The 11,256-nt window shown below is 53.0% G+C and carries 9 protein-coding genes, 2 pseudogenes and 1 other annotated feature; of the genes and pseudogenes, 7 read left to right on the plus strand and 4 right to left on the minus strand.

All coding sequences use genetic code 11. The features are described from left to right. Positions 1-37: 37 nt before the first annotated feature. The 4 genes and pseudogenes from KORLAC_RS17435 to KORLAC_RS18735 all read left to right on the plus strand — a co-directional run. Positions 38-1,315 (plus strand): O-antigen ligase family protein, encoded by a 1,278-nt coding sequence (locus KORLAC_RS17435; RefSeq protein WP_068308899.1) that lies wholly within the window; start codon positions 38-40, stop codon positions 1,313-1,315. A 58-nt stretch (positions 1,316-1,373) separates the two neighbouring features. After that, positions 1,374-1,634: pseudogene (locus KORLAC_RS17440) on the plus strand (transposase); the annotation flags it as partial. Between the two features lie 128 nt (positions 1,635-1,762). Then, positions 1,763-2,938, plus strand: coding sequence for an IS256 family transposase (locus KORLAC_RS17445; RefSeq protein ID WP_139167412.1), 1,176 nt, complete (start codon positions 1,763-1,765; stop codon positions 2,936-2,938). A gap of 51 nt (positions 2,939-2,989) precedes the next feature. Then, positions 2,990-3,270 (plus strand): annotated as a pseudogene (locus KORLAC_RS18735) (IS3 family transposase); the annotation flags it as partial. Further along, positions 3,016-3,132 (plus strand) — a sequence feature (AL1L pseudoknot). (Overlaps the previous pseudogene by 117 nt.) Before the next feature lie 34 nt (positions 3,271-3,304). Here KORLAC_RS18735 and KORLAC_RS17455 read toward each other — a convergent pair. Next, positions 3,305-4,404 (minus strand): IS3 family transposase gene (locus KORLAC_RS17455; RefSeq protein ID WP_241493449.1). Its coding sequence is split into 2 segments (ribosomal slippage): positions 3,305-4,152 and positions 4,152-4,404, totalling 1,101 coding nucleotides; the frame shifts between segments, so codons are not numbered across the junction. A 121-nt stretch (positions 4,405-4,525) separates the two neighbouring features. Continuing rightward, positions 4,526-5,670 (minus strand): IS3 family transposase gene (locus KORLAC_RS18740; protein ID WP_241493450.1). Its coding sequence is split into 2 segments (ribosomal slippage): positions 4,526-5,412 and positions 5,412-5,670, totalling 1,146 coding nucleotides; the frame shifts between segments, so codons are not numbered across the junction. Between the two features lie 239 nt (positions 5,671-5,909). On the opposite strand from KORLAC_RS18740, the gene KORLAC_RS17475 reads away from it, so the two are divergent. Continuing rightward, positions 5,910-6,503 carry a sugar transferase gene (locus KORLAC_RS17475; protein ID WP_068308913.1) on the plus strand — a complete coding sequence of 198 codons (594 nt, stop codon included), beginning with the start codon at positions 5,910-5,912 and terminating at the stop codon, positions 6,501-6,503. Further along, positions 6,500-7,132 carry an acetyltransferase gene (locus KORLAC_RS17480; protein ID WP_068308914.1) on the plus strand — a complete coding sequence of 211 codons (633 nt, stop codon included), beginning with the start codon at positions 6,500-6,502 and terminating at the stop codon, positions 7,130-7,132. The genes KORLAC_RS17475 and KORLAC_RS17480 overlap by 4 nt, the downstream gene beginning before the upstream one ends. A gap of 121 nt (positions 7,133-7,253) precedes the next feature. Here KORLAC_RS17480 and KORLAC_RS17485 read toward each other — a convergent pair whose 3' ends face one another. Beyond that, positions 7,254-7,940 (minus strand): hypothetical protein, encoded by a 687-nt coding sequence (locus tag KORLAC_RS17485; RefSeq protein WP_068308916.1) that lies wholly within the window; start codon positions 7,938-7,940, stop codon positions 7,254-7,256. Positions 7,941-8,035: 95 nt separating this feature from the next. After that, a complete protein-coding gene (locus KORLAC_RS17490; protein WP_068308918.1) occupies positions 8,036-9,838 on the minus strand; it encodes an AMP-dependent synthetase/ligase in 1,803 nt (600 codons plus the stop codon). Between the two features lie 264 nt (positions 9,839-10,102). Between KORLAC_RS17490 and KORLAC_RS17495 the strand changes: the two genes are divergently transcribed. Next, complete coding sequence (locus KORLAC_RS17495) at positions 10,103-11,224, plus strand: PAS domain-containing protein (protein ID WP_068308920.1); 1,122 nt, start codon at positions 10,103-10,105, stop codon at positions 11,222-11,224. Positions 11,225-11,256: the final 32 nt, after the last annotated feature.

An 11,256-nucleotide genomic window follows, 5' to 3' on the forward strand; every position in this document is an offset into this window, starting at 1 on the left:
GCTATACTTTAACTCTTACCTAGTCAGGCTAGTGCGTATGATGCGCTTTCTTAGTACGTTGTTAATGCTCGCTCCACTGCCCTTTGCAAGCGCCCGGCCAATTTGGCAATTAAGCTTTGTGGTCCTTATAGGGCTCGCCAGCCTGATCTTTAGCGTAAACTTCAGGTCAACGCAGGTTAGCAGACTGCCTAAGGTGTTCTGCTATCCAGTGACAGCGCTTCTTCTCTTGGTCTTGTGGGGTGGCTTACAGGTACTATTCGGATTGTCTGTTGTCCTAGAGAGCACCATCCGCATGTCTATATATTTACTTAGCTATCTGGCTTTTTTCTTGCTGATTTTCTCAAAAACCACGGGCACTATGATGGTTCCTAAGTTCTTCCGGCTGATCGGTCTTACGGTGACTGTTTACTGCATATATGGGCTAGTTGTATATTTCACCGGCAACGAGAAAATCTTATGGTACGATAGATGGACTGTGGGTGAAGGACTGACTTCTACTTTTGTCAACAGGAACAGTTATGCGGCATATGTAGGTATAGGTTTGAACTGTCTAATTGCCTATTCTTACTGGTTGTTTAATGTATCGACCCCTAAGTTTGCCGGATTAAAGTCTAAAGTTTTTTATTTTTTCCGTCGACACCCGCACCAGTGTCAAATTCTCTGTTTAAGCATTCTATTAGTGTTGACGGCGCTTTTTTTGACAGGATCCCGTGCGGGCATAATAAGTGTAACATTGACAATTGTATACCTAACGTTGCGATTGACTTTTGGCGATCTGGGTACAGGAGAACACACCCGCAAAGCAAAATCCGGCAGCTGGGCTTTAATAGTTTTTCTTATAAGTTTCTTTGCTGTTTTTGCGTTCAGTGGAGATATGTTTGAATACCGGATGAATGTAGACTTGGAAAGCAATTATCGGTTCAAACTTTATCCTGTTTTGATAAAACTTATTCAAGAGGGGCCTCTCTTTGGAACGGGTCTTGGAACCTTTCCCGAGGTGTTTTCTATGCATAGGGCGCCGGATCTACAACAAATTGTTTTGAGGGCCCATAATGACTATCTGGAAATTCTTCTAACTGCCGGCCCAATCGTTGGGGGGCTGCTCATTTTTCTTCTTACATATTTTGTTGTAAAGTTTGCCTCCCATAGACATACGTCTTTCACGGTAGAGGTTTTCTCCGTATGTTCATTAAGTATAATGCTGCAAATGGCGCTACACTCTAGTGTAGACTTTCCACTACAAATCCCCGCAATAGCAATAACTGTATGCGGAATTTTAGGTGCGACTGCTGTACTATGGTGTGATCAAAGGTGATTGGTTGAACCGCCCCGGGATTGCCGGAGGCTCCAACTTCTGAGTAAAAGGAGCCATTATGAGCAAGACCACAAACAAATTTTCTCCAGAAGTCCGCGATCGTGCGGTCCGCATGGTTTTGTCACATGAAGGCGATTACCCGTCCCGTTGGGCGGCGATTGTTTCCATTTCCGGCAAGATTGGCTGCGTACCCCAGACGCTGAATGAATGGGTGAAGAAGGCCGAGGTTGACAGCGGTCAGAGGGCCGGAGTGCCGACAGAAGTCGCTGACAAGCTGAAGGCGCTTGAGCGGGAGAACAGGGAGCTTCGGCAAGCCAACGGATAACGTACAATTTTTTTCGCACATTTAAGAATTGAGGCTGGTGGCTCCGATCTGTCAGGCTTTTTGTGACCAAACAAAAGGCAAACAGGAAAGGAACCACCGTGAGTGACGATACAGCAAAGACGTTGACCAATGTCATCAAAATTGACGATGCCCGGATACAGGATCATCTGGGCAAGATCGTGCGGGGCACGGTCGAGGAGACACTGAATGCGCTTCTTGACGCCGAAGCCGACCGCCTGTGCGGAGCAGGCCGCTATGAGCGCAGTGATGGCCGTCGTGACACGCGAGCCGGGTCATATGGCCGCAAGCTGCACACGAAGGCGGGCGAGGTTAATCTGAAGGTGCCCAAGCTCAGGCAGCAGACCTTCGAGACGGCGATTATCGAGCGTTACCGGCGCCGGGAAAGCTCGGTCGAGGAAGCGATGATCGAGATGTATTTGGCGGGTGTCAGTGTCCGCCGTGTCGAGGACGTGACCGAGGCGCTGTGGGGCACACGGGTGTCACCGTCGACGATCAGTAACCTGAACAAGAAGATCTACAAGCAGATTGAAGAATGGCGCAACCGGCCGATTGAGGGCGAGCACCCCTATCTGTATCTGGACGGCATTGTGCTCAAGCGCAGCTGGGCTGGCGAGGTTCGCAATGTCTCGCTGCTGGTGGCGGTGAGCGTCAACGCTGACGGCTACCGCGAGATTGTCGGCATCATGGAGGGCCACAAGGAAGATCGTGCAGGCTGGTCCGGCTTTCTGCGCCACCTGAAGGAACGCGGTCTTACCGGTGTGCAGCTGGTGATCTCGGATGCCTGTCTGGGGCTCAGGGAAAGCATTGGTGACTTTTATCCCGATGCCGACTGGCAACGCTGTATTGTCCACTGGTACCGCAATATCTTCAGCCATGTGCCAAGCGGGAAGGTGCGTGAGGTCTCCTTGATGCTGAAGGCGATCCACGCCCAGGAAAGCCATCGGGCTGCCAGTGAGAAGGCGGCAATGGTGATCAAACAACTCCGCGCCATGAGGCTTGGCAAGGTGGCAGACTGGGCGGAAGAGACCGCGCAGGAAACGCTGGCCTACTACAAATACCCGGACCGGCACTGGCAGCGGATACGGACCAACAACCCGCTTGAGCGCATCATGCGCGAGATCAGACGCCGGACAAAGGTTGTCGGGGCCTTCCCCGATGGCGAAAGCGCCCTTAACCTGGCTGCAGCCAGGTTAAGGCACATCGCTGGTACCAAGTGGAGCATGAAGCGCTATCTGGATATGAACCTGCTCAAGCAGCAACAACAGGAGATCGCCTGACACCCGAGCTACCAGCCAAAACAAAAGTGCGAAAGATTCTGGACACTACCAGCCAACGAGATCCTGCGCAAGGCATCCGCATATTTTGCCCAGGCGGAGCTCGACCGCCCACTGAGACGCTGATCAGCTTTATTGATGAGCATCGGGAGGCCTATGGGGTCGAGCCGATCTGCCGTTTGCTGCAGATCGCCCCATCCACCTACCATCATCACCTGGCCTGTCGTCGTGACCCGTCACTTCTGTCAGCACGGGCGCAGCGCGATTTAGCGTTGAAGCCTGAGGTCGCCCGTGTCTTTGATGAGAACTTTCTGGTTTACGGTGCCCGGGTAATACCCCCATATTTAGGGGGCTTCAAAAGTAGAAGCTTTATGCAGCCATGGGCATGCCCATGGCCAGTTTCTGTTTCGGCGTGATGCCGCCGAGCGCCATATTCGGCCGCTCGTTGTTATAAGTCCACATCCATCTTGTGGCAGCTTCCTGCACCTCCTCGATGGTTTCAAAGATATACTGGTTCAACCAATCGTACCTGACCGTCCTATTAAACCGTTCCACATAGGCATTCTGCTGTGGTTTACCTGGCTGGATAAACTGCAGGCCAATGCCATGCTTTTCAGCCCATGCTGCCAGTTGATGACCTACATATTCGGGGCCATTATCACAGCGAATGGCAAGCGGCTTGCCGCGCCATTCAATGATTTGATCAAGAGCCCTGATGACACGGCCTGCTGGCAGGGAGAAGTCGATCTCGATGCCCAGGGCTTCACGGTTGAAGTCATCAATCACATTGAAGGCCCGGAAGCTACGGCCATCACTGAGCTGATCATGCATAAAGTCCATGGACCAGATGTCATTGATCTGCTCAGGTTCCGCCAGAGGCTCAGGCTTCTCCCGGTACAGGCGCTTCTTCGGCTTGATCCGCAGATTGAGCTCCAGTTCCCTGTAAATGCGATAAACGCGCTTGTGGTTCCATTTGAAGCCCTTGACGTTACGCAGATACAGGAAACACATCTGGAAGCCCCAGTTTCGCTGGCGGCCCGTGATACCAATCAGCCAGTCCGCTATCTCGGCATTCTCGTCACAAAGCTTCGGTTCGTAGCGGTAACAGGTCTCGCTGATCTTAAAAGCACGGCAGGCTGCCCGAATACTCAGCCGCCCCTTGCAGACAGCAATTTTTGCCATCTCACGTCGGCGGGACGGCTTTACCACTTTTTTGCCATAGCTTCCTTGATGACATCATTCTGGAGCTGGACGTCAGCATACATCTTCTTCAGACGAGCGTTCTCGGCTTCCAATTCCTTCAGCCTGGCCATCATCGAGGCATCCATGCCACCGTATTTTGCACGCCACTTGTAAAAGCTGGCGTTGCTCATGCCATGTTCCCGGCAAAGCTCAGGCACAGGCGTACCCGCCTCCGCCTGCTTCAGGATGCTGATGATCTGACTGTCGGAATAACGTGACTTCTTCATTCGTAAAATCTCCTCCGTGTTCATTACGAGAAAATTCTACTTTTGAGTACCGCTAAATATTGGGGGTATTGACCTTTCCCCCGGCTTGAGGCCATTTCCTAGGTTAGGAACTTGGTGGTTATCATGCCACGGCCTTCTCAGCTACAGGCAAGTTAGCGGAAGGAGCCGCAGGCGACTGGAAGCGTCTTGCCTGTAGCTTTGCAAACGTCGCCGGCGGCTGGTATCCAAGTGAGCTGTGGGGACGCTCTTCATTATAGTGCTTTCTCCATTCATTGATGACCGATCTGGCCTCCTTGAGGCTCATGAACCAGTGCTGGTTGAGGCAATTGTCTCTGAAGGTACCATTAAAGCTCTCGCAGAATGCGTTCTGCACCGGTTTGCCGGGCTGGATGAAATTGAGCTTCACACCTGTCCTTTGCGACCACAGGAACATGGCCTTGCTGGTAAGCTCCGGGCCGTTGTCGAGAACAATCTCCCGAGGTAGGCCATGTTGATTGCCAAGGGCATCCAGGAATGCCGCCAACCGCTGGCCTGAGATGGAGGTGTCAACCAGTTGGCCGACACACTCGCGGGTGTAATCATCCACAATATTGAGGGTGCGGAAGCGCCGACCTGTCGCCAACTGATCCGACACAAAATCCAAGGACCAGCGTTCAGTCTGTCGTGACGGCAGAACCATCGGCTGGCGCGGTACATTCGGCAGCTTGCGCCGCTTCTTCGTACGCACCTGAAGGCCTTCTTCCGTATAGAGGCGGTAGGTCCGTTTGGCATTCTGCACCAAGCCTTCCTGTTTGAGGAAAGCATGCAGCATCAGATAGCCATAGCGGGGATAACGTTCCGCCAGTTCCTTGAGGCGCAGACGTAGGGTCGCATCACAGCGACGACGGCTGTTATACTGAACCACCGACCTTGATATGCCGACAAGCCCACAGGCACGGCGCTCAGACAGCAACTTGCCTGAGACAAGATGCTGAACCTGCTTGCGCCTGACTGCGGGCTTTACCACTCCTTTGAAAGAAGTTCCTTCAGTGCAGCATTATCAAGCATCTGATCGGCCAGAAGCTTCTTCAGTCGGGTGTTCTCCGCCTCCAACGACTTGAGCTTCCTGGCATCAGACACATCCATGCCGCCATACTTTGACTTCCAACGGTAAAAGGTCTGCTCGGCGATGCCATGCTTGCGGACGAGGTCCTTAACCTTCATCCCTGCAGCATGCTCCTGCAGGATCATAATAATCTGTTCTTCTGAAAATCTTTTGCGCTTCATAATTGGATCTCCTGATCATCGTTTTACAGAAAATCCTAACTTTAGAAACGGCCCTGTTTACGGGGAGGAGGTCAGTATTACCCCCCCATTAGGTCAGCATGAGCATTTCTGAAACTATGAACTACTCACTTTTTCAGCTGAGATTCATTCTGTACATTGATTATATCAGGGGCATATGTGCAAAATATACTAAGCCAATGCTTCTTTTCGTAAACCAGAGCCGAGGGCGATAGTTTAGCATGAAACGAGTTATTGACATCTTTGGTGCGACTATGGGTCTTTTGATACTATCGCCGGTATTGATTATAGTGTCGCTAATGATCTGGCGACAGATGGGGGTACCCGTAATTTTCCGCCAAGTGCGCCCCGGTTATCTTGGCAAGCCTTTCAATATGCTTAAGTTTCGAACGATGCGTAGCGCTGTTGACATGAATGGTGAACTGTTGCCAGATTCTGAGCGAATAACATCTCTTGGTCGCTTTCTTCGCTCCAGCTCCTTGGATGAGTTGCCTGAACTTTGGAATGTCCTAAAGGGTGAGATGAGCCTTGTTGGTCCGCGGCCGCTCCTGATAGATTACTTGCCACTTTATTCGGCTGAACAGGCGCGTCGCCATAATGTTCGCCCTGGGATTTCTGGTTGGGCACAGGTCAATGGGCGAAATGCGATTTCTTGGGAAGAGAAATTCGCACTCGATGTATGGTATGTTGACAATCATACCGTTTGGCTTGACCTAACAATTATCTGGTTGACTATGCGAAAAGTGCTAAAGCGCGAAGGAATTTCTGCAGCAGGTGAGGCGACAATGCCCAAATTTAGGGGGGATAGAAGATGAAATTATATGGCGTTTATGGCGCGAATGGTTTTGGTCGAGAGGTCATGCCTCTTCTGCGGCAACAAGTCGCAGATAGCCCCAACACAACTTGCGTTTTCGTTGATGATGCGATTGGCAGAGATTCTGAGAACGGCCATCGGCGCATGTCATTTACTCAGTTCTTGGAGCACCCGGCCGGAAGTCGAGCAACAACGTTGGCAATCGCTGATGGAGCAGTACGACGCAAGCTGTCTGAGAAGTGCACGGCTGCAGGAGTTGCATTTGCCGAAGTCCGAGCGTTCAACAGTGTCGTGATGGATATGGTACAAATCTCCGAGGGACTTGTATTGTGCGGCTTCACAACCATTACTTCGAACACTAAGATCGGTCGCCATTTTCATGCAAATATTTACTCATATGTCGCTCATGATTGTGTGATCGGCGATTTTGTTACACTTGCACCAAGTGTAAAAGTTAATGGCAATGTAACCATAGGTGATCAGGTCTATATTGGGACAGGTGCGGTAGTTCGCCAGGGCCTAAAAATTGGTGCCGGAGCTACAATAGGGATGGGCGCGGTTGTGATCCGTGATGTCGCGCCAGGTACTACAGTTGTCGGAAATCCAGCTAGGGAATTGATAAAAAAGTAGTAACTTTTTTATCATGGGGAGGAGGCCAAAGTGGGGACATTACCAAGTTTCTCTGCGTAATTTGTTAGAAACTTGGAATCCTGATCACGCTGGAAAAGACTAGAATTGGCTTTAAAGTACTCTACCTAATCAGGTAATCCTTCATCTCGCTGTCTGATTTAAACAAAATATCTATCCAAATAATCAAGTGATTTCGATGTACATATTGGCGTAGTTCTACCTTGTTCCATTGATAGGCTAATGTTAACTGGTCCTTGAGTATCAAAACATCCTCGTCGGCCATATCCTGGTAGAGGATTATCCCAAGATGAACGCGCTGCATGAGTATGAATGGTTCGAACCTGGCCGTTGCAATTGACGTTCGCCATGCTTTCAGACTCTCCTGATACTTTTCAGGCCCGAGCATCACATTTGCAGTCGCTACACGAAACCAGGCAAATGTATTGAGCGGCGCCATCTTGAGCCCAGCCATGGAGGCTTCAATCGCCATCTCAGAATACTTCTGGACGGTCTCAGGGTTTGTAGCAGTTTGTGCCCGTCTTAGATAGGACGAACCGAGGTCATAATAAGCATCCGGCAGTTCGGTGAAAGCCAGGGCATCCAGTCGAGATTGTTCGAGGGTTTCTAAGTCTTCGTCTGACACTTTTTCGCCGGCATTGACACGATATAGGATCGGAGTTCCAGGGACGAGCATGTGCTCATGCAGGAATCGAGGTACACCTACCACGAGCAAAATGATGCTGGACGCCAGCATAAAAGCGGGAAGGAACCATTTTGCAATGCTTCCTCGTAACTGTTCAAACCGCATGGTGATCAAGCTTCTCCAAATTGGCAGATGTCAGCGGCCCTTGCGTCACAGGCAATTTCAGTGTCCGCCTTGTGCGCGAATTTGTCGTTTCGGACTCAATGATACATCCCCTCTAGTGTATCCCTGTATACCTCGCTCACGATATGGCGCCTGAGCTTCAGCGTCGGCGTCATCTGTTCATTTTCAATGGTGAAGGCTTCGCCTGCAATGGCAAATTTGCGCACTTTCTCCAGGTTCGATAGGCGCTTGTTCACGCGCGTGACCGCTGCGTCCATCGCTTTCTTCAGGTCCTTGTCGTGTCGCAGCATATCAAGGCCGCCTTCCTTGCCATTCTCCTTGGCCCAGTCCCTGAGCCATTCGACGTCCGGCACAATCAGGCCCACAAGGTGCGGTTTACGGTCGCCGTAAACCATCGCCTGCGCGATTTCATCCTCAAGCGCCAGCATGCCCTCAATGCGCTGCGGTGAGACATTATCGCCACCTGCATTGACGATGATATCCTTCTTGCGGTCGGTGATCTCCAGGTGGCCGTCCTCGTCGAACCGGCCCACATCGCCGGTATGCAACCAGCCATCAACAATGGTTTTGGCCGTGGCTTTCTCGTCATGCCAATAGCCCTTCATCACCAGCTCACCGCGCACCAGGATCTCGCCGTCTTCCGCAATCTTGACTTCCGTGTTGGAGAGGAGTGTACCCACGGTGTGAATTTTTGGCGCGGCCGGTGGATTCACCGAAATGATCGGACCGCTTTCAGTTTGGCCGTAGCCCTGCAGGAGCGGCAGCCCCAGGCTCATGAAAAAGGCCCCCACGTCAGGCGCGAGCGGCGCACCGCCCGAGACGAGCGCTTTCAGGCGCCCACCAAACTGTTTCTTCACTTTGCGCCGCACCGTCAGATCGAGGAACTTATTCTCAAGCCTTTCCTTGAACGTCAGCGGCTCTTCGCCCTTGAAGGCCTTGGTGCCAAGCTCAATCGCCCGATTGAAAAGCGCTGCTTTCCGGCCGCCGCCCTTCAGGATGCCGCGGCTGATACGTGTGCGCAGCATCTCGAAAAGGCGCGGCACCACCACCATGACCGTGGGGCTGGCTTCCGCCATATTGGCCGCCAGCTTATCAAGGTTTTCGGCGTACCAGATTTCCGCGCCGATCGTGAGCGGCCAGCACTGGCCCGCCGTATGTTCATAGGCATGGCTGAGCGGCAGGAAGGACAGGAACGCGTTGTTCTTGAGCCCAAGCTCATCGAAGATGATCGCGGCTGCCTCGCTATTGTGCAGGATGGCGCCGTGGTGGATCATCACCCCCTTGGGCGCCCCGCCGGTGCCGCTTGTGTATATGAGGCAGGCGATATCATGGCGCGACACGCTTTGCGCCAGGCTGCGGTATTTGGCGATATCCGGCGTTTGGGTATCTACCACCTGGGCCCAGTGATGCACATTCACATTCACTGCCTGCTCAAGCTTCACTTCATCAATGGTGATGCAATGCTCAAGCTCATCCGACTGGTGGGCGGCCTTGAGGAAGGTCCGCGCGAGCGCCTTTGTGGACACAATCGCCGCCTTGGCGCCTGAGTTTTCAAGAATGTGCAGATAGTCTCGCGCCGTATAGGTGGTGTAGGCCGGCACGCTGACAGCGCCAAGCGCCATCACGGCAAAGTCAGCCATCAGCCATTCGGGCCGGTTTTCCGATACAATCACTACCCGGTCACCTGCACGCACGCCCAGCTCTTCAAGGGCGCTGGCCAGCTGACAGATTTTCTGGGCCACTTCGCCCCAGGTCTGGGTTTGCCACTTGCCGTCTTTCTTGGCGTGCAGAAGTGGCTTCTTCTCAAGCACACTGGCTTGGTCGAAAAACATTGCCGTCAGGCTTTGCCACTTTTTGATTGGGCATTCTGGTGCTGACATGGCGCGAGTCCCCTTTTTATTGTCCCCCCACAGGTAGCTCTTTGTTGCGCAAAAATTCTATTCCCGCAAGTCTGAACGGCCTCACATCGGCGTCAGAACCGAAGTGACAGCGTTGGCAAGCGGGCTGTTAACGAATAATCTACGAAAAAGTCGTCTACTGAGTCCGATCTTCCTTGCCAGCACAGATTTTGGGTGCCATTAGGGAGGGAATGGGCCGCTGCATATTGCAGGCGGTTTACCTTACGGTTTAGCGAATTGTTGGCCATGAACGGCACACGAAACGACATATCCGATAACGAGCCCAGCGATGCTGGCGTCCAAGACGACTTTCATGGTGAAAAGGGAGCCGATAGCGACGAGCGCCGTCTGCACCTCCGGGCGTTTGACTATTGGCATTCGCTGAAAGGCGATCGAGAGTTCCCCCTGTTCTCGCAGCTGACGCCGGAAGGCCTTGCCCCATACCGCAACAACAGCCTGCTTCTGGAGTTTACCGATGGCGGCGCCACCGTGCGCTATATCGGCAACAACGTGGGCCTGCTGCTGGAAGAGCCAATCCTGAAGGGCACTAACCTGAATGCCTTCCCGGATTCCGCTTTTGCAAGCGCGCTGCTGGGCCAGTTCGAAACGGAAGAAGGCCGCACCCGCGCTGCCGAATTCGAATTTATCGAAGACCTTCTGGACTGCCGCGGCATCATGCTGCCTTTCAGCCATTCGGGCGATGTTGCGCATTTCGCCATGGTGGTGGTGAACTTCCGTCGCCGCGAAGGCGTGGAGCACGGTGAAACCTATGACATGAGCGAAGCAGTGGGTGCGTGCGAGCGCGCAGCCAGCAGTGTCGCGCACCTGGATGGTGGCAGCCGTTCCAGCCTTTATGAAGCGCTTGCGGCCGCGCTCAAGCTCTACGAAGAAGGTCAGACGCATCCGAATGCTTATGCCGCCCTTCTGCGTGAGGCGGGCCTGAAGGCGCAGAAACGGGCGCCCTATACGCCGGCGCTCAAGATCACCTTCGGCAAGGACTATGACAAAACCCGGCTGACGGAATATGCCTCTGCGCTGGCTTATGCCGTGCGCCAGGGTGAAACGTCAGAAACCGTCGCAGCCTTCCTTGAGAATGAGCCCGGCGGCATCAAGGGATGTGTGCGGCGGGAACGTTCTGCCCGGCGCGGCCAGGTTGGCAGTGCCGCAGAGCGCAGGCAGGCAGAGGCCGCAGCCCTGGTGAGTAACGTCCGGGGGGTATCGCTTGATGACCTCTCTTCAGATAAAGAATTCAGCCTTGTGATAGCACGCCCAAAAGAAGGCGGCGGTCTAGAGGCGGTGGGCCTGGCGGATGTCGGGCAAAATACGGTGGACGCCATTATCAGGCGTTTTGCCGACAAAATAAAATAAGACCATGAAACCAGGCCCGGTAGGGTTGTGAA

Origin of the sequence: Kordiimonas lacus, from assembly GCF_001550055.1 — a bacterium.
In the GTDB taxonomy this organism is placed as follows: domain Bacteria; phylum Pseudomonadota; class Alphaproteobacteria; order Sphingomonadales; family Kordiimonadaceae; genus Kordiimonas; species Kordiimonas lacus.

Coding starts and splice junctions, on each gene's coding strand:
- KORLAC_RS17435 (WP_068308899.1), top strand. CDS start 38: ATGATGCGCTTTCTTAGTACGTTGTTAATGCTCGCTCCACTGCCCTTT.
- KORLAC_RS17475 (WP_068308913.1), top strand. CDS start 5,910: ATGAAACGAGTTATTGACATCTTTGGTGCGACTATGGGTCTTTTGATA.
- KORLAC_RS17480 (WP_068308914.1), top strand. CDS start 6,500: ATGAAATTATATGGCGTTTATGGCGCGAATGGTTTTGGTCGAGAGGTC.
- KORLAC_RS17485 (WP_068308916.1), bottom strand. CDS start 7,940: ATGCGGTTTGAACAGTTACGAGGAAGCATTGCAAAATGGTTCCTTCCC.
- KORLAC_RS17490 (WP_068308918.1), bottom strand. CDS start 9,838: ATGTCAGCACCAGAATGCCCAATCAAAAAGTGGCAAAGCCTGACGGCA.
- KORLAC_RS17495 (WP_068308920.1), top strand. CDS start 10,103: ATGAACGGCACACGAAACGACATATCCGATAACGAGCCCAGCGATGCT.